The 18093-nt window shown below is 62.6% G+C and carries 14 protein-coding genes and 1 pseudogene; 7 read left to right on the forward strand and 8 right to left on the reverse strand.

Going from position 1 to position 18093, the window contains the following annotated elements; all coding sequences use genetic code 11:
* Positions 1-78: 78 nt before the first annotated feature.
* Positions 79-1431, reverse strand: a complete 1353-nt coding sequence (gene rlmD / locus VBE63_RS01945) for a 23S rRNA (uracil(1939)-C(5))-methyltransferase RlmD (protein WP_323681303.1) — start codon at positions 1429-1431, stop codon at positions 79-81.
* A 136-nt stretch (positions 1432-1567) separates the two neighbouring features.
* Between rlmD and VBE63_RS01950 the strand changes: the two genes are divergently transcribed.
* Positions 1568-2059, forward strand: coding sequence for a hypothetical protein (locus VBE63_RS01950; RefSeq protein ID WP_323681304.1), 492 nt, complete (start codon positions 1568-1570; stop codon positions 2057-2059).
* 69 nt (positions 2060-2128) lie between these two features.
* Here VBE63_RS01950 and cysM read toward each other — a convergent pair whose 3' ends face one another.
* Both cysM and lptG read right to left on the reverse strand, forming a co-directional pair.
* Entirely contained in the window at positions 2129-3022 is an 894-nt protein-coding gene (gene cysM / locus VBE63_RS01955; protein WP_323681305.1) for a cysteine synthase CysM, read from the reverse strand.
* A gap of 150 nt (positions 3023-3172) precedes the next feature.
* Complete coding sequence (lptG, locus tag VBE63_RS01960; protein ID WP_323681306.1) at positions 3173-4234, reverse strand: LPS export ABC transporter permease LptG; 1062 nt, start codon at positions 4232-4234, stop codon at positions 3173-3175.
* Between the two features lie 323 nt (positions 4235-4557).
* Here lptG and VBE63_RS01965 point away from each other — a divergent pair, with 323 nt between their 5' ends.
* Together VBE63_RS01965 and VBE63_RS01970 are read left to right on the forward strand one after the other, a co-directional pair.
* A complete protein-coding gene (locus VBE63_RS01965; RefSeq protein ID WP_323681307.1) occupies positions 4558-6057 on the forward strand; it encodes a leucyl aminopeptidase in 1500 nt (499 codons plus the stop codon).
* Positions 6058-6135: 78 nt separating this feature from the next.
* Positions 6136-6588 (forward strand): DNA polymerase III subunit chi, encoded by a 453-nt coding sequence (locus VBE63_RS01970; protein WP_323681308.1) that lies wholly within the window; start codon positions 6136-6138, stop codon positions 6586-6588.
* Positions 6589-6633: 45 nt separating this feature from the next.
* On the opposite strand, the pseudogene VBE63_RS01975 reads toward VBE63_RS01970, so the two are convergent.
* Positions 6634-7140: pseudogene (locus VBE63_RS01975) on the reverse strand (molybdopterin-binding protein); the annotation flags it as partial.
* On the opposite strand from VBE63_RS01975, the gene manA reads away from it, so the two are divergent.
* A complete protein-coding gene (gene manA / locus VBE63_RS01980) occupies positions 7067-8407 on the forward strand; it encodes a mannose-6-phosphate isomerase, class I (RefSeq protein WP_323681309.1) in 1341 nt (446 codons plus the stop codon). The pseudogene VBE63_RS01975 and the gene manA sit on opposite strands and share 74 nt — an antisense overlap.
* Positions 8408-8464: 57 nt before the next feature.
* Here manA and VBE63_RS01985 read toward each other — a convergent pair whose 3' ends face one another.
* Positions 8465-10900, reverse strand: a complete 2436-nt coding sequence (locus VBE63_RS01985) for a PBP1A family penicillin-binding protein (RefSeq protein WP_323681310.1) — start codon at positions 10898-10900, stop codon at positions 8465-8467.
* Between the two features lie 377 nt (positions 10901-11277).
* Here VBE63_RS01985 and VBE63_RS01990 point away from each other — a divergent pair, with 377 nt between their 5' ends.
* Entirely contained in the window at positions 11278-11967 is a 690-nt protein-coding gene (locus VBE63_RS01990) for a TetR/AcrR family transcriptional regulator (RefSeq protein WP_323681311.1), read from the forward strand.
* Here the strand turns inward: VBE63_RS01990 and VBE63_RS01995 are convergent.
* Positions 11964-12269 carry a hypothetical protein gene (locus tag VBE63_RS01995; protein ID WP_323681313.1) on the reverse strand — a complete coding sequence of 102 codons (306 nt, stop codon included), beginning with the start codon at positions 12267-12269 and terminating at the stop codon, positions 11964-11966. The two genes, VBE63_RS01990 and VBE63_RS01995, sit on opposite strands and share 4 nt — an antisense overlap.
* A gap of 327 nt (positions 12270-12596) precedes the next feature.
* Between VBE63_RS01995 and VBE63_RS02000 the strand changes: the two genes are divergently transcribed.
* Positions 12597-13076: an Hsp20 family protein gene (locus VBE63_RS02000; protein WP_200242278.1), complete on the forward strand. Its 480-nt coding sequence runs from the start codon at positions 12597-12599 to the stop codon at positions 13074-13076.
* Between the two features lie 137 nt (positions 13077-13213).
* Here VBE63_RS02000 and hemW read toward each other — a convergent pair whose 3' ends face one another.
* Together hemW and uvrD are read right to left on the reverse strand one after the other, a co-directional pair.
* The gene (gene hemW, locus VBE63_RS02005) at positions 13214-14410 is read right to left on the reverse strand and encodes a radical SAM family heme chaperone HemW (RefSeq protein ID WP_323681314.1); all 1197 of its coding nucleotides are present in this window, start codon (positions 14408-14410) and stop codon (positions 13214-13216) included.
* Between the two features lie 115 nt (positions 14411-14525).
* The gene (gene uvrD, locus VBE63_RS02010) at positions 14526-16733 is read right to left on the reverse strand and encodes a DNA helicase II (RefSeq protein WP_323681315.1); all 2208 of its coding nucleotides are present in this window, start codon (positions 16731-16733) and stop codon (positions 14526-14528) included.
* 229 nt (positions 16734-16962) lie between these two features.
* Between uvrD and hemE the strand changes: the two genes are divergently transcribed.
* The gene (gene hemE, locus VBE63_RS02015) at positions 16963-18027 is read left to right on the forward strand and encodes a uroporphyrinogen decarboxylase (protein WP_323681316.1); all 1065 of its coding nucleotides are present in this window, start codon (positions 16963-16965) and stop codon (positions 18025-18027) included.
* Positions 18028-18093: the final 66 nt, after the last annotated feature.

The raw sequence follows: 18093 nt of genomic DNA on the forward strand, positions 1-18093 counted from the left end.
CCCACACATTACCCCAAATCCCCGCGCAAGACCGATGAGGTCTTTTCGCCGGCAACAGAACGCATCACGCGTCTATCGCTAGCGCCGCTCGAACAGCGCCATCGCTTCCAGATGCGCGGTGTGCGGGAACATATCCATCGCGCCCGCGGCCTCGAGGCGAAAACCCAGCTCACCGACCAGCTTGGCGGCATCGCGCGCCAAAGTCGCCGGATAGCAGGAGACATAGAGGATGCGTTGCACGCCCGAGTTAGCGAGCCAATCGAGCACCTCAAGTGCACCACTGCGCGGTGGGTCCAGCAGCGCCTTATCGAATGGCTGATCGAGCCAGGGGGGTGCCGTCATGGTTGGCAGCGAGGCCTGCGCGTAGAGATCCGCCGTATAAAAGCGGGCATTCTCAATCCCATTACGCACCGCATTGGCCTCAGCCCGCGCCACTAGGCCCGCATCGCCCTCCACGCCCACTAGCTCACGCGCCCGGCGGGCGAGCGGCAGGGTGAAATTGCCAAGCCCGCAGAATAGATCGAGCAGGCGCTCATCAGGCTGTGGATCGAGCAGCGCCAGCGCCTGATCGATCATCTGCCGATTCAGCTCCAGATTGACCTGGGTGAAATCGTTTGGCTCGAAGGCGAGCGTCAATCCTTGATTCGGCAGGCGATAGCTGAGCTCAACCGCCTGTCCGGGCAGCGGGCGGACGGTCTCGACGCCACCTTCCTGCAGATAGACATGGAACCCGGTCTCGGCGGCAAAGCTCAACAACCGATCACAATCGGCGGCCGATGGCGGCGCCAACACCCGAAACACCAGCACCACCGGCCCATCGCCCTGCGCCACCTCGATCTGCGGTAGGCGCTCGCGGAGACTCAGGCCCTCGATCAGCCGCGCCAACGCCTCTAGCCGTGTACCGACCGCCGGATGCAACACCTCACAGCGTTGCACATCAGCGATGAAGCTCGAGCCGCGCTCGCGGAAGCCAACCAATACCCGACCCTTCTTGGCCACCCAGCGCACCCCGAGTCGCGCCTTGCGCCGATAGCCCCAATGTCCCTCAGCATCCACAGCCGCCAGTGGCGGCAGCCAGCGCGCCGGCGCCAGCCCGCCGATTCGTTGCAACACATCGGCCAGGATTGCCTGCTTGTTCTCGATCTGCGCTGCCGCATCCATCTGTTGCAGCGCACAGCCGCCACAGACGCCAAAGTGCGCACAACGCGGCTCGACCCGCTGCGCCGAGGGCTCCAGCACCTCGGTCACCACCGCCTCATCATGGCGCCGCAGCCGTCGGGTCAGTCGCAACCGCACCCGTTCTCCGGCGAGGGCGCCGTGCACGAACACCGTCTTGCCCTCGACCCGCGCAATCCCACGCCCATCATGGGCCAGCGACTCGATCACGGCCTCGATCGGCTCCGCCGGCAATGCCTTGGACTTCCGGCTCATCGTCCCATACCTCTAAATTTCGTCCCACATATGTCGGCGCCGATCATAACGCGCCTCGCTTGATGCCGCAGGCCGAGCCCACACTGGTACCATAAAGCACCACAACTCAGAGCTGACGACCCATCCCAACACCATCATGACGCTTCGCCAAAAAGACATCAGTTTCATCAAAGAGAACCTCGGCGACTGGCTCGAAGAGCTTGCCCTCATCAGCCCGGTACGCAATCAGCAAGACCAGCTTGAACGGCTTGAGGCCATCGAAGAGGCCCTCGAGCAGCAGCGCCGTTTGATCAAACGCCAAGGTGAGCAGCTCGATAGACGCGTCTCGGGGATCCAGCAGACGATCGAACGTCAGCAGGAAAGCAGCGAGACGCGCTTGACGAGCATTCGCGACGAGATTGAGCAACGCCTCTCGCGGCTGGAAAAACGCATCGAGGCCACCGATAAGCGTTCGCAGGGGCAGGAGAAACACTTCCCGCACTTACAGGAAGTGATCGAGCAGCAGGGCAAAGACATCAACCGCCGCATCAGCCGCTCATTGTTGTTGACCTTCTTGGTCATCGTGGTGATCGGCGCACTGATCGGCATCGAGGTGATGAAACTGATCACCACCGGCAGCCTCATCTGACTGTGCCCCAAAACAGCGCGGAACCGAGCGTCTAGCGTCCGCCGGCTCACCTCGGCCAACGCCGGCCTGCTAGGGCTCGGGATAGACCCCAGTTGAGAGATAGCGATCGCCGCGATCACAGACAATCGCCACTACAACCGCATCACGCACCTCGGTGGACAGCTTGAGCGCGGCGGCCAAGGCGCCGCCCGAAGAGACCCCGGCGAAGATCCCCTCGCGCGCGGCCAATGCGCGCATGGTCTCCTCGGCCTCGGTTTGTGACACATCGATGATGCGGTCGACCCGGGTGGCCTCATAGATCTTCGGCAGATAGGCCTCGGGCCAACGCCGAATACCTGGGATGCTCGAGCCCTCCTCGGGCTGTACGCCGATGATCTGCACAGCCGGATTCTGGGCCTTCAGATAGCGACTGGTCCCCATGATGGTGCCCGTCGTCCCCATGGCACTGACGAAGTGCGTCACTCTGCCATCGGTGTCGCGCCAGATCTCAGGGCCGGTGCCCTCATAATGAGCGAGCGGATTGTCCTGGTTCGAGAATTGATCCAAGCGCAGGCCAACCCCCTGCTCCTCGAGCTCACGGGCCAGGTCGATCGCCGCCTCCATACTGCCGGCCTTGGGCGTCAGCCGAATCTCCGCACCAAAGGCCGCCATTGTCTGGCGGCGCTCGACACTCATGTGCTCGGGCATGATCAGCAACATTCGATAGCCCTTGATCGCCGCCGCCATCGCCAGCGCGATGCCGGTGTTGCCGCTGGTCGCCTCGATCAGGGTATCGCCAGGCTGAATCGCGCCGCGCTGCTCGGCGTGGCGGATCATGCTCAGCGCGGCGCGATCCTTGACCGAGCCAGCCGGATTATTGCCCTCAAGCTTGGCCAGGATCAGATTGCTGGTCTCCCCCGGCAGGCGTTGCAACCGCACCAGCGGAGTATTGCCGACTTGATCTTCGATGGTCGGATAGCGCATCGTTTAAACCTCAGAGCGACTGGGCCTATCGCTTAGCAGAACCCTTGCATTGTGCCCTAACCTGACCTTAGAGATTGTCTAGGTTTTTAAGAACAGGGTTCCTGTGCTCAGGGACCGGGCTGGGACCTGCCCCAATTGATGGACAGCCACTTAGCCCACCCGCCGCAGCAAGATCAGCGCCCCGAGCGTGAACAGTATCAGCGGCGCGAAGGCCGCCAGAGCCGGGCTCAAGCCATAGAGCAAGGCCAGGTAGGTAAAGGTCCGGCTGACCAGATAGAACAGGATGCCGAGGGCGACACCGATGAACAATTTGATCCCGGTGCCGGTGCTTCGTGCTGAGCCCAGCAACACCGGGATCGCCACAAAGATCATCGCCAGGATCAGCAACGGCTGCACCACCTTGCTCCAGAACGCCACCGCATGCATGCCGGCGTCCTGCTCGGTCTCCTGCATGTAGCGCAGATAGCGGTACAGCCCCCAGATCGGGAGCGCCTGTGGCTCGACCACGATCACCTCGAGTAAGCGCGGATTGAGCAGCGACTCCCAGCGCGCACGATCGAGCCGCTCGACATCGACGCGCTCGCGACCGATGAGGCTGCGCTCGAGATCGGACAAGACCCAATGGCCGTCCTGGTAACGAGCCTCGCGTGCCTGCGTTGCCGAGGTCAGGTGATGGTCTTCAATCACGAAGATATCAATGTCGGACAGCTTAGCCCCCGGCTCAATCTGGCGCACCTTGATGAAGGCATGGCCGTCGCGCGCCCAGAAGCCGCGACCGCTGATCTTGACCGCATCGCCGCTGGTCGCGGTTGCTCGGACCGCCAATGCACGTTGTTCGGCGGCAGGCGCTACTAGTTCGCCAACCGCAGTGGCAAGCAGCGCCAGCAGCAGGCCGCCGAGCATTGCCCCCCGCACGATCCGCGCAATCGACAGCCCCGCGGCCCGCATCGCAACCAACTCTGAGCGCGCGGCGAGTTGGCCCAGGCCGACCAGCGCGCCGATCAGCGTTGCAATCGGGAACACTTGATAGAGGTAGCGCGGCATCCTGAGCGTCACGAACCAGAACGCGTCCGCCAGCTCATATCCGCTCGAGCCCACCTGACCCATCTCATCGGCAAGCACGAACACCGCCAACAAGGGCAACAGCACAGCCAAAGTCCCAAGGGTACCGCCGATCACGGCACTGGCGAGATAGCGATCGAGGATGCGCAACGGCTCTTTCCTAAGGGTGGACGAATGATGCCGATTAGCGGAGGTCGCAGGCGCAGCCAGAGGATTCAGTCACTGCGGCTGCGGTGCCGATTCCTGTAGACTGCAGACACATGATAGACCGATCCTGCCTTCCCCTGCCGTTCAAGAATCGCCTCCCTAGTATGCAGGGCGCGTCACCGCTCGGGGTGTTGACCTGCCTGCATCAGGACAGAGGCTGACAAGGCCTGTCTTTTGGATCATGGTCACGACGGCACTGACAACGACAGGTCCAATCCAACAGAAATCCTAACGCAAGCCTTCGGCCAGCAGCCCCAGGAGCCCCCATGCAATCCAAGATCACCCACGGTGACCTGACTCAGCTCGAGACCCCTTGCCTGATCCTCGGCGTTTTCAGTGAGCGTCAGCTCTCGGAAGCGGCGAAGACTGTTGATACCGCCAGCCATGGTGCATTGACCCGCGTGCTCGAGAAAGGCGATCTCGACGGTAAGACCGGCAGCAACCTCATGCTCTACAGCCTCGCTGGGGTCAAGGCCGAACGGCTCATGTTGGTCAACTGCGGCAAACACGAAGAATTTGATCGCAGCGCCTACGAAAAGGCGATGAAAGCCGCACTGGCGAGGCTCGATAGCGCCCGGCTCACAAGCGCCCTATGCACCCTGACAGCACTCGAGCCAAACGGCATGGATTGCGGCCAGTGCGTTCGCCATACGGTCCTGCTCGCCGCACAAAGCGCCTACCGTTATACCCAGACCAAAAAGCCTGCTCCAGAGTCGCCGTCACCGCTCGCCGAGCTCGACTGCTGGATCGGGGATACCTCGCAGGCCGAGTCCGCTGAGCATGGTGTCGCGCAGGGGCTGGCCATCGCCGAGGGCGTCGCGCTCGCGCGTGATCTGGGCAACCTGCCCGGTAACATCTGCACCCCGAGCTATCTCGCCGAGCAGGCCGTTGGCGTTAGCGAACACTCCGCCAAGCTGGAAACCGAGGTGCTGGACGAGGACGCCATGGCCGAACTCGGCATGGGCGCCCTACTCTCAGTCAGCCGCGGCAGTCGAGAGCCGGCTAAACTGATCATCATGCACTACCGCGGTGGCAGCGACGAAGACAAGCCGATCGTACTGGTCGGCAAGGGGCTGACCTTTGACGCCGGCGGTATCTCGATCAAGCCCTCCGAGGCCATGGACGAGATGAAGTACGATATGTGCGGCGGCGCCAGCGTCATTGGCACGCTGCGCGCGCTCTGTGCGCTGGATCTGCCGATCAACGTCATCGGCGTGGTGCCGGCCTCCGAGAACCTGCCCGATGGCGCCGCCAATAAGCCGGGCGACATCGTCACCAGCCTCTCCGGCCAGACTATCGAGATCCTCAACACCGATGCCGAGGGCCGGCTGATCCTCTGCGACGCGCTCACCTATGTCGAACGCTTCGAACCGGCTCTGGTGGTCGACATGGCGACCCTCACCGGTGCTTGCATCGTCGGCCTTGGGCGGCATCCATCCGGGCTGTTCGCGAATGATGATGCCCTCGCCGAGGCGCTCACCCAGGCCGGCGAGGCGAGCGCCGATCGCGTCTGGCGCATGCCGCTGTGGGACGATTACCAGCAACAGCTCGATAGCAACTTCGCCGACATGGCCAACATCGGCGGCCGCGACGGCGGCGCCATCACCGCCGCCTGCTTCCTGTCGCGCTATACCAAGGCCTACACCTGGGCCCATCTGGATATCGCCGGCACCGCCTGGCTCACCGGCAAGGAGAAAGGCGCAACCGGGCGACCCGTGCCGCTGTTGAGCCAATTTCTGCTCGATCGTGCTGGACAAGGCGCCTAAGCCCCTGAGCCAACCGAACTGGCTGCGGCGGGCCCCTCCAGCCTCATCGCAGCCAATCTTGCGGTTGGGACCCACGTCATGACCAGGGTCGATTTCTACGTCCTCAAGGAGAGCAGCCGCAGCGACCGCTTCGGGCTCAGCTGCCGACTGGTGGAGCGCATCTACAAAAGCGCGCCCGCAGGTGAACAACCACCAAGGGTGCTGATCTACTGCCCGGCATCACAGCAGGCGCGCCACCTCGACCGCCTGCTCTGGAGCTTCCGCGAAGACAGCTTCTTGCCGCATGGGCTGGTCGGCGAGACCGACCCAGCGCTGACCCCGATCCTGATCAGCACCGATGGTCAACCGGAGGCCGAAGACCAGGTACTGATCAATCTCAGCCCGAGCCCCGAAGCCCCGCCCTTCTTTAGCCGCTTCGAGCGCCTGTGCGAACCGCTCGATCATGACACCGAGATCCGTCAAGCAGGCCGCAAACGCTATCTTTACTACCGTGACAGCGGTTATCCGCTCGCGCATCATGAAGTGGGTTAGGTGTCCAAATCCCGGCACCTGATTGACCAAATTGGGGATCAACGAGGCCCCAGCTGGCAGGTCCGCCATTCGGATACGCTGCGGATAGGCATCGGCGCCGAAACGGTTCTCGATCAGCATCGCCGCCTCTGCATGCCGTTCCAAGGTCACAGCAGCAGCGGCTGCCACACAGGCGCGGGTGTAGTCATCCGGAGTTGCACCGATCCCGCCGCAGCAGAAGACGGGGTCCTGAGCAGACATCGATGCTTGCAACTGGCGCACCAGTCGCTCGGGCTCATCGGGCAAGATCCTGATCCATCCAGCTCGCCTTATCGGCCGATCCGCGGTAAACCCGCTACAGCGGGCATATCCGCTGCAGCGAGCACTGGCATCAGAGCGCTTTCCCAGGGTCATTAGGCACTGGAACCGCTTCGCCGAACCCGCTATCGTCAGGCAATAGACTCGCAGCCAACGCCTTGCCGACTGGAATGCCGTTGCGATGAACTCCAACCGATGCGCCCATAGCAGTCGCATTGCCCAAACGTGCAGGCAATGGATTCTCAACAACGCCATCAGCGACTTCAAGGCAGCACCAAGACCCTTGCCCCTACACTGCGGTGTTCAGCATTACAGCTGGGGTGATCCGGATTTCATCCCAAAGCTCATGGGTGTTCGCAACCCGCGTCGACTGCCCTTCGCCGAGCTCTGGATCGGCGCCCACCCAGACCTCCTCTCGACCGTTCAGCTCGGCGGTTGCCGATTATCACTGGCGGAACTCATCGCCGCGGCTCCAAGGACTCTGCTCGGCGCCGAATCGGCAGTGCGCTTCGGCCACCAATTGCCCTTTCTACTCAAGCTGCTGGCGGTGCGCGAACCGCTGTCGATCCAGGTGCATCCGACCCGAGAACAGGCGATTGCCGGCTATCAGCAAGAGGACGCGATCGGGCTGCCGCTGAGCGATCCCCGGCGCAGTTACCGTGATCGCAACCATAAGCCTGAGCTGCTGGTCGCGCTGACCGATTTCTACGCGCTACGCGGCTTCCGGCCCTTGGAGGAGATCAGCACCGAGCTGGCCGCAGCCCCCGAACTCGCCCCGCTCCAAGCGCGGTTCACGCAGAGCGCGACGGGGCTGTTCGACCTCTATCGGTGGCTGATGCAGCTCGAGCAGACGCAGGTTGACGTCCTGCTCTCACCGCTGATCAGGCGCCTGCGGCGACAGCGGGCGGCTGTCCCGTTCGACCCCAATGAACGTCGCGCTTGGCTGATCGAGGCCGATCGGCTATTTTCCATCAACGGCCACCGCGACCGCGGCCTGTTTTCCTTCCTCTTACTGAACCTCATCAGGCTGCATCCCGGCGAAGCCCTCTTCTTGCCCGCGGGAGAACTTCACGCCTACCTGCGCGGCGCCGCAATCGAGCTGATGGCCAATTCGAACAATGTCCTGCGCGGCGGCCTCACGTCGAAGCAGATGGATGTGCCCGCCTTGCTAAAGGCCCTGAGCGTCGATCCGGCGCCCGGCGAGGCGCGCCAAGCCCAGCCGCCAGCGGGACCTGGACGGCCGCAAACCTATCCAACCCCTGCGAGCGAATTCCTGCTCGAGCGGCACAAACTCAGTGCCCGAGAGCGTCGCCAGATCGGCCCTAGTGCCGACAGTGGAATCATCGGCACCAGCGCCAGGCTGCGGCTCGGGCTGGTCATGGATGGACCACTCAGCTTGCACAGCGCGGGGCAGGCGCCGCTTGAGCTGGAACCAGGCACGGCCTTCGTGCTTCCTGCCACCTGCACGGTGGAGCTATACACTGAGCAAGACGCCCTGCTCTTCATGGCGCGAGCACCTTAGCCTGTGCCCACGGCCTCCTTACCGATCATCGCCCCACAGCGGTCTTCAAAGTCATCGCTAGAACAACTCGTCCATCATCCGCGGCGCTGTGCGCTTTGGGGCCGCTTTCTTCCGCGCGACCGGCGCCGAGTATCTCACGGGGTCTGGCCCCAAGGTCATGAGTTGGTACTCATCGCGAATGTACTCGATTCGGCTGTTGCTCTTCGAACGGGTCTTATCACCACTGCTCAGACTGATACGCACCGGCACCATGCCTTCCGGTCGCTTGATCGTCGCCACCGGAATATCGGCAAGTGCATCTTGCATAAAGTCGATCCAGATGCCGAGCGCCGCGGTTCCGCCCCACTCACCTTTACCGAGCGGCTTGTTGTCGTCACGGCCAACCCAGACCACGGTCACCAGCCTTGGCTGATAGCCTGCAAACCAGGAGTCTCGCGACTCATTCGTGGTGCCGGTCTTCCCCGCGATATCATCGCGATTCAACTGCTTGGCGCGCGTTGCCGTGCCGCTCAGGATCACATCCTTGAGCATCGAGTCCATGTTGTAGGCAATTCGGGGGTCAATCGCCAGCGGCGCCTTGGGACCTTCAGAGGCGCCGACCGCCTGCACCCTTGCCGCCTCCTCATCGTTCTCAATCCAGCATTCCATGCAAGCTCGAGGTGGCTGCGCATCGTACAGAATCTGGCCACGCGCATCCTCAATGCGATCGATGAGATAAGGCAGCACGCGATAGCCGCCATTGGCAAAGACCGCAAAACCTCGCGCTAGCTCGAGCGGTGTCATCGAGCCCGAGCCCAGTGCCATCGACATATCCACCGGCATGCTCTCCAGCGTGAAACCGAAGTTCTGGATAAACTCACGCGCATACTTGACGCTCATCCGGTTGATGAGGTTGACGATGGCGAGGTTACGCGACTTCGACAGCGCGACGCGGATGCGAATCGGCCCCATGAACTTCCCGTCGGCATTCTTCGGTCGCCACATGCCCTGGGCCGAGGGCATCTCGAAGCGTTCATCCTTGACCAGGCTGGCCGGCGTATAGCCTTTGCCAAGAGCAGCCGCATAGACGAACGGCTTGAAGGTCGAGCCCGGCTGCCGCTTCGCGTCTAGGGCACGGTTGAACTTGCTCCATTCAAAGGCATAGCCGCCGGAAAGGGCGCGAATGGCGCCATCCTCGGGCGTTAGCGCCACCAAGGCCCCGCCGACCTTAGGGACCTGAGCCAATACCCAATCGTCAGGCTTGTCCTCACGCAGCCGAATCACGTCGCCGACCGCAACAGCATCGGTCACCCGGCGCGGCGCCGGCCCCCGCCAGTTCTCGGTCTTGAACGGTCGCGCCCATTTGACCTGCGCAAGTCCTAGACCGCGCGTTTCGCCCTTGCCCAGGTAGACCTCCGCCATTGAACCGCTTGCGTTGATCACGATCCCAACGGGCAGGCCCGGAACCTGAGGGCGTTCGGCGAGGAGCGCGTCGAGGGCCTCAACACTCAGTTCCGCAACATCCTCGACCTTCGCTTCAGGTCCATGGTAGCCATGACGCTGATTGTAGGCCATGAGCCCTCGACGCAACGCCTCGTCGGCCTCGCGCTGCAAGTTCTCATCGACCGTGGTATAGACCCGCAAACCGAGCCGATAGGCATCCTCTTCGCCATAACGCTGAACGATCTCCTGGCGCGCCATCTCAGCAAGGTAATCGGCGCGGAGCTCGATGACCGGGACATAGCGTTGTGCCGTCAGCGGCGCAGTGATCGCGAGCAAAAGGTCGGTCTCATCGATGTAGCCTAAGACGTGCATGCGCTCCAGAATAAAGTTGCGCCGCGCGATCGCACGCTCGGGATTGGTCAGCGGATTGTTCACCGAGGGGGCTTGTGGCAGCCCGGCAAGCATTGCCATCTCAGCAAGGGTGAGTTCGTCCAGCGTCTTCTGATAATAGAACTCAGCCGCGGCCGCCACCCCGTAGGAGCGATGGCCGAAGAAGATCTTATTCAGGTAAAGGCTGAGGATCGCTTCCTTGCTCAGCCTAGCCTCAAGCCTCCAAGCCAGCAGGATCTCGGTGAGCTTGCGTTTGACGGTCTTATCGCGGCTTAGGAAAAAGTTCCTCGCGACCTGCATGCTAATGGTGCTACCGCCTTGGGTTGCCTCACCACTCCTCGCAACACTGAATGCGGCTCGGGCAAGGCCAATCGCGTCGATGCCGTCATGCTGGAAAAAGCGGCTATCCTCAACCGCAATGAAGGCGTGAATCAGCAGGGGTGGGATCTCATCAAATGCCACTGCACGCCGACGCTGAACACCAAACTCCGCCATTAACGCCCCCTTGGCGGTAAAGATACGCAGTGGCTCCTCAAACTCGACATCGATCAGCCCGTCCACCTGCGGCAGCTCGGCCTCAAGTGCGTTGAGCACAAGGGCCGCACCAAAGGCAGCGATCAGTGCCAAGTCAAACGGGATGGCTAGGCCCTCGGAGACCAGCCGCGCAAGCCAGCCAAGCACACCCGTGAACAGCCCCCGAGACCCTTGTCGCTGACTTGCGCGAGAGGGCGCTCGCTGCTTCCGATGTCGTGACCCTTCTGCTTCTGGGGCCTTTCCCGAGGAACCCTCTAGGCTCTCCGAGCCAGGGCGCTCTTGCGTACGACTGTCATTCTCCAAGCGGCTCAACCCCCTAACAGTAGGCCTTTCGTTTCGCGGAGGTTGGACGGCCAACGCCAGCGATCGCCATTGATATCGCCATCGATGTTGCCATCGATTCAGTAGGCGCTAAAAGTCTACACGAAGCGCCGGCACAGGATTAACCATGACAAGACGACCGAAAACCCAATCCCCGCGATCATCTACACTTAGCCATCAGCCATCAGCAGAGGAGCAATATCTTGCCGGACAGGGGCAGTAACAATCGTACGCGTGAGCGGCTGCTGCAGGCAGCCCTCGAGGTTTTTGCCGAGCATGGTTATCGCGCCGCCACCATTCGCGAGATCTGCGGCCGTGCCGACGCGAATGTTGCTGCGGTGCATTATCATTTCGGCGATAAGCGCACACTCTATGAAGCCATCTACGGCCACCTCTTCGAGACCCTGCGTGAGCGACGCACCGCCTTCCTGCCACCTGATTCCGCGCCCGATCTGCGGTTGCGCGTGCACATTCGGACCCTCTTCGAAGAGATCTTTTGCTGCAAGGACAATAGCGACCGGCAGGTACAGCTTAGCAGGCTCTATCTCAACGAGATGGTGCGTCCAACCGAGGCTCTTGATCGCATCGTGACCGAGCACTTCGAGCCCGACGCCCGCACGCTCTACGAGATCATTGCCGCCCTCCTTGAGACCAGCCCCACCGATCCGCTGACGATTGACTGCGCCGCGAGTGTGATTGGGCAAATCCTGTACTACCATCATGCGATGCCGATCATCTCGCGGCTGCATCCGGAACGCCCTTCGGTTGCCGAGCGGCTCGACGCGATCATCGAGCAGGTCTGGCGGTTTTCACTTGGCGGCATCGAGCGCGCGAAACAGTCCCGCGATGTCCTCAGCCAGCCGCTGGACGACGTCGCCGACCAGGGATGTTAATCAGCCGCCGTTGGCGCGTGTGGCAGCTTCTCAAGCAGCCCAGCCGAGGCGATGGCGAGATGAGACTCGGCCCGCTTTGAAAGCGCGCTCCCGAGCGCAAAGGCCTCGGCCCCAATCGCCAACTGCTGCAGCCGTGGCGGCTCGCCATACAGCGAGACGAAGAGATGCGCGAGCGCGGTTGGCGCCAGCTGATGGCTGGTCCAGCCGAGCCTCTGGGGCGGAGGACGGGGCTGAGCGCACGCCGGCGCGACCGGGGTCAGATGATAAGGCTCGCCCAAGCCGAGCCAGCGAGCGTTCGACAACCCCGGCGACCTGCTGCGCCTCTGGCAAGCCTCCACAATCGGCCTGATGCATGACGCCTCCCTCTGGAGAATCATGGACACACCCTCAGGATAGTCAGTGGCACGAACTTCGCTGACCGCCTATCCCACTACCATAAATAGACTGTTTTTCAAAGCTTTTTCATCTCCACGCCCAGCAAAGATTACAATCTGTTCATGTTGTCTTGCAAAGCTCGGAAGACTGCGCTACTTTACATAACGCAGACGGCCAACACGGCGTTTGCATTCAGCCGGCGGTTCCTCTGGAACGCCAAACCAACCCATATTGCTCATTTGGAGGATATGCAGATGACAACCATCGACTTCTCACCCCTGTTCCGTTCCATGATCGGCTTCGATCGGATGGCGCCCTCGCTCGAGAATGCCTATCGCACCGAGGCTGGCGGTTATCCGCCCTACAATGTCGAGGTCGAGGACGAGAACAAGTACCGCATCACCATGGCGGTCGCCGGCTTCGCCGAAAGCGATCTTGGTCTTGAGACCAAAGAGAACCTGCTCACGGTGACCGGCTCGCGCCAGCAGGACGACGCAGAGGATGCCCGTCGCTACCTCTATCGAGGCATTGCGACCCGCAGCTTCGAGCGGCGCTTCCAGCTCGCCGACTATGTGAAGGTGGTCGACGCAAGGCTTGAGAACGGGCTTTTGCACATCGACTTGGTGCGTGAGGTGCCAGAGGCCATGAAGCCGCGCAAGATCGAGATCCGCGGCGACAATGGACGCTACATCGAAGGCACCAGCAACCAAGAGGAGGTGCGCGCTGCCGCCTGAGCGCGGTAGCCACCTTGGCCTGTCACGGCTGATCCCTGCGGTCAGCCCAAAGGGCCAACTCCAGTGGTGACTTAGACCAAGGCCGGGCCATTTGCCCGGCCTTTTTCATTGGTCCGCTGCATCCTGAATGGCCCTGCTCAGAGCGTGAAGCAGCCTATCAGGTCGTTCAAGAATGCGAGACCTCGTGCCGTTGGATGCATCGCACTAGGATCTCGAGCCTCGATCCGAGACACCAATCCAAGCGCTTCTGCAGCGTCCAAGCCCGGTTTGAGATGGCTTGCACTGAGCCCAGTGCTGCGCTCGAAGTCTATAGCGGTGAAGCCATCGACCAGACGAAAAGCGTTCAACGCAAACTCCTCAAGCAAATCCTGCTCCGAGAGGGTCCATACCGAGCTCGTCGGGTCATTGGCGCTCAGATAGACGTTCTGACAGGCATTGATATAGGCATTCGGCTGACGTCGCTTTGTCCGACGCGCGACCAGCCCAGAGTTCGCGGCAGTGAGCTTCCCATGCGCCCCGGCGCCAATTCCAAGATAATCGCCAAAGTGCCAATAGTTGAGGTTGTGGCGACAGCGAGCGCCTGGCTGCGCAAAGGCCGAGATCTCATAACGCTCGAAACCGGCCTCCGCCAGCAGCTCGAAACCCTGCTGCTGGATCGCATCCGCCAGATCGGGATCAGGCAGGGCCGGCGGTTGCTGGAAGAACGCGGTCTTTGGCTCGAGAGTCAGTTCGTAATAAGAGAGGTGCGTTGGCTCAAGCGCCATCGACTGCTCCAAATCCTCACGCGCAGCCGCTAAGTCCTGCCCCGGGAGCGCGAACATCAGGTCCAGGTTGATGTTTGTGATGCCAGCCGCTCGCGCCACCGCAACCGCCCTCCGCGCATCGTCCGCAGTGTGGATACGCCCGAGTCGCGCGAGCGTCTCAGCCGCGAGCGATTGCACCCCCATCGACAATCGATTCACCCCCGCCTCGGCATAGCCCGCAAAGTGCGCCTCATCGACCCTGCCTGGGTTCGCCTCCAGCGTGATCTCGACATCAGGCGCTAGCGCGAACCGCGTCCTCAGGCCATCAAGCAGACGGCGAATCGCCGACCCTGAGAACAGACTCGGCGTGCCGCCACCGATGAAGATCGAGATCAGGGGCCGAGCGGGCGCAGACGCGAGCCGCTGGCACTCAGCATCGAGGTCGCTGAACAAGGCGTCAAGATAGGCATCTTCGGGAATCCCGTTCTGCACTGCATGGGAATTGAAGTCGCAGTAAGGGCATTTGCGCACACACCAAGGCATGTGCACATAGAGCGCTAATGGCAATGGCCTGGCGAAGAAGGGCCCCATAGATTGCGTCAACAGGCGCTACAGCGTCTTGGAGTCTCTGTGCTCATCCGCGACGGCCGTTCAGCGCTGATCGCGGGTCGGCAAGCAGGTCCAGATTCTGTCGTCATTCACTGCATCATTCCGCTGGCTCAAGCCGCGCATAGTCGAGCACCAACCACTTGGCACCGGCTGACTCAAAGTTGACCTGAATACGGGCGCCAGAGCCGCGCCCCTCTGCGTTCAGGACCACCCCGGGACCAAACTTCGGATGTTGGACACGCTGCCCGAGCTGGAATCCGCCGCCGGCATCGGCAGTAGCAACCTTAGACCCTGCCCCAGCGCGCGCAGCTCCAAAGCCCGATCCAGCCCCGCCACCGTGCGGCCGCGAGATCCCACCGCCGCGGACCTCCTCGATCAGCTCAGCTGGCACCTCGCGCAGAAAACGCGAGGGCATGGCGTAATCCTCGCGCCCATGCAAACGCCGGCTCTCGGCATGGGTCAGATAGAGCTGCCGCTTGGCGCGGGTCATGCCCACGTAGCACAAACGCCGCTCCTCCTCGAGGCGGGTCGGATCGCTAACCGACATGCTGTGCGGGAACAGCCCCTCTTCCACCCCGGTGATGAAGACCAGTGGGAACTCCAGCCCCTTGGCGCTGTGCAAGGTCATCAGCTGCACGCTGTCCTCAAAGCCATCGGCTTGGGATTCACCGGCCTCGAGCGCGGCGTGGGCAAGGAAGCTGCCAAGGATATCCCCCTCATCATTCGGCGCCTCGGCAGCAAAACGACGCGTTGCCTCAACCAGCTGCTCCAGGTTCTCTAGCCGCTCAATGCCGCGACCGTCCTTGTTCTTCTCATAGTGCGCTGGCAGCCCGCTCGCCTCCAACACCTCAGCGACCAGATCCGGAAGCCCCTGCTCCGTCTGGGCTTGCTTGGCGAGCACCTCGATCAGCTCGATAAACCCGCGCAGCGCACCAGTCGCTCGCGCCGGCAGCAACGCGCGACTGACTGCCAAGCGCGCGGCTTCCCACAGCGTGCTGTTCTCCGCTCGCGCCTGGGTGCGCAGCAGATCCACCGTGCGCGCTCCAATCCCGCGCGGCGGCAGATTGACGACGCGCTCGAACGCGGTCTCGTCACTCGGATGAGCGATCAGGCGCAGATAGGCCAACGCATCCTTGATCTCGGCCCGCTCGAAGAAGCGCTGCCCGCCATAGACCCGATACGGCAGGCCGGCCTGAATCAGCGCTTCCTCGAACAGCCGTGACTGCGCCGTAGTGCGATAGAGGATGGCACAGTCGCTGCGCGCCAATCCTTCCTCCTGGCTCGCGCGGCGGATGCGCTCGACCACGAAGCGCGCCTCATCGATCTCGTTGAAGGCGGCGTAGCGGCGAACCGGCTCGCCGGCGCTGTCCTCGGTCCAGAGGTGCTTGCCGAGCCGGCTCGGATTATTGGCGATCAGCGCGTTGGCGGCGCCGAGGATGGTGCCTGTGGAGCGATAATTCTGCTCCAGCCGAACGATCTGGGTATTCGGATAGTCGCGCTGGAAGCTCTGAATATTCTCGACCCGCGCACCGCGCCAGCCATAGATGGATTGATCGTCGTCGCCAACCAGGAACAGGTTGTCACGCTCGCCGGCCAGTAGTCGCAGCCAGGCGTACTGGATGGTATTGGTATCCTGGAACTCGTCGACCAGGATGTGCGCGAACCGCTCGCGGTAATGGTGCAGGATGTCCGGACGCTCGCGCAGCAGCTCATGCGCGCGCAGCAGCAGCTCGGCGAAGTCGAGGCTGCCGGCCTTATCGCAAGCCTCCTGATAGGCACGATAGACGCGCAGCATCTGCTCTTGGAAAAAGTCCCCCGCGGCATCGATCTGCCGCGGCCGTCGGCCTTCGTCCTTCTGACTGTTGATGAAGCCCTGCGCTTGACGCGGCGGCCAGCGCGACTCATCCAGCTCCAGCGCTTTCATCGTGCGCTTCAGCAACCGGAACTGATCATCGGAATCTAGGATCTGAAACTGCTGCGGCAGCCCGGCATCCTGCCAGTGCGCGCGCAGGAAGCGATGCGCGAAGCCATGAAAGGTACCAACCCACATACCGCCGATCGGCTCGCCGAGCATTTCCTGAATGCGGCCCTTCATCTCGCGCGCGGCCTTGTTAGTGAAGGTGACGGCCAGGATGCGCCAGGGCCGCACGTCTTGCACCTGCAGCAGCCAGGCGATGCGATGCACCAGCACCCGGGTCTTGCCGGAGCCAGCGCCGGCCAGCACCAGACGATTGCCGGCATCAGCAGTGACCGCCTCGCGCTGGGCCGGGTTCAGGGGATCGAGAATACGGGAGACGTCATCCATCGCGCGATTGTAACCGCTGCTCCCCTGATTTTCCGCAGCCAGTCTTTATCCGCGGTCAATCGCGGTGCATGAAAAAATCCGCGCCTGGATCAAAGAGCGCCGCGCCTGGGTCAGAACAGCCGCTGCCTGTGTCGCTCCTCAGCCGCATCCGCCCCTGACAGCGGGCGAATCGCCGTAGTATCCTGCTCGCGACAACAACCCCATTCACCACCGCTGCCGGACCCTGCCTGTGACCGAGCTCAAGAACGATACCTTCCTGCGCGCCCTGCTGCGCGAGCCCGTTGACTACACCCCGGTCTGGATGATGCGCCAGGCCGGTCGCTACCTCCCCGAGTACCGCGAGACCCGCGCAAAGGCTGGCAGCTTCATGGATCTCTGCCGCTCGCCAGAGCTCGCTTGCGAGGTCACCATCCAACCGCTCGAGCGCTTCCCGCTCGATGCGGCCATCCTGTTCTCGGACATCCTCACCATCCCAGACGCCATGGGCCTTGGCCTCTCGTTCGCCGAGGGCGAAGGACCACAGTTCGCGCGCCCGGTGCGCACCGCCGCGGATATCGACGCAATCGCCGTGCCCGACCCGGAAGACGAGCTGCGCTACGTCATGGACGCGGTCGCGCTGATCCGCAAGGAGCTCGACGGACGGGTGCCGCTGATCGGCTTCTCCGGCGCGCCCTGGACGCTAGCGACCTATATGATCGAAGGCGCCAGCGCGAAGAATTTCGCCCACAGCAAGGCGCTGATGTTCGACCAACCCAACCTAATGCACAATCTGCTCGGCAAGGTTGCCGACTCGGTCACCAGCTACCTCAACGCCCAGATCGCCCGTGGCGCCCAGGCCGTGATGGTCTTCGACACCTGGGGTGGCGTGCTCACGCCCTCGGACTTCAGGGAATTCTCGCTGCGCTACATGGAGCGCATCGTCGACGGGCTCACCCGCGAAGCGGATGGCCGACGCGTACCGGTGGTGCTCTTCGCCAAAGGCGCCGGTCAATGGCTCGACCGCATGGCCGAGACCGGCTGCGATGCGCTCGGTGTCGACTGGACCACTGATCTGGCCGACGCCCGCAAGCTGGTGCGTGACAAGGTCGCACTGCAAGGCAACCTCGACCCCTGCACTCTCTACGCTTCACCCGAGCGCATCCAGCGCGAGGTCGGGCGCGTGCTCGCCAGCTACGGTCGCGGTACCGGCCACGTCTTCAATCTTGGCCATGGCATCCATCCAGACATCAACCCGGATCACGCCGCTGCCATGGTGGCGGCGGTGCATGAGCAGAGCCGCCCCTATCACGCCTGAATCAGGTGCCTGGGTTGATCGCCCGGCTCCCTTGGCGATGCTTTGTACAGGCTAGCCGGCGGTCTC

Source organism: Lamprobacter sp. (genome assembly GCF_034860625.1).
Lineage (GTDB): Bacteria > Pseudomonadota > Gammaproteobacteria > Chromatiales > Chromatiaceae > Lamprobacter.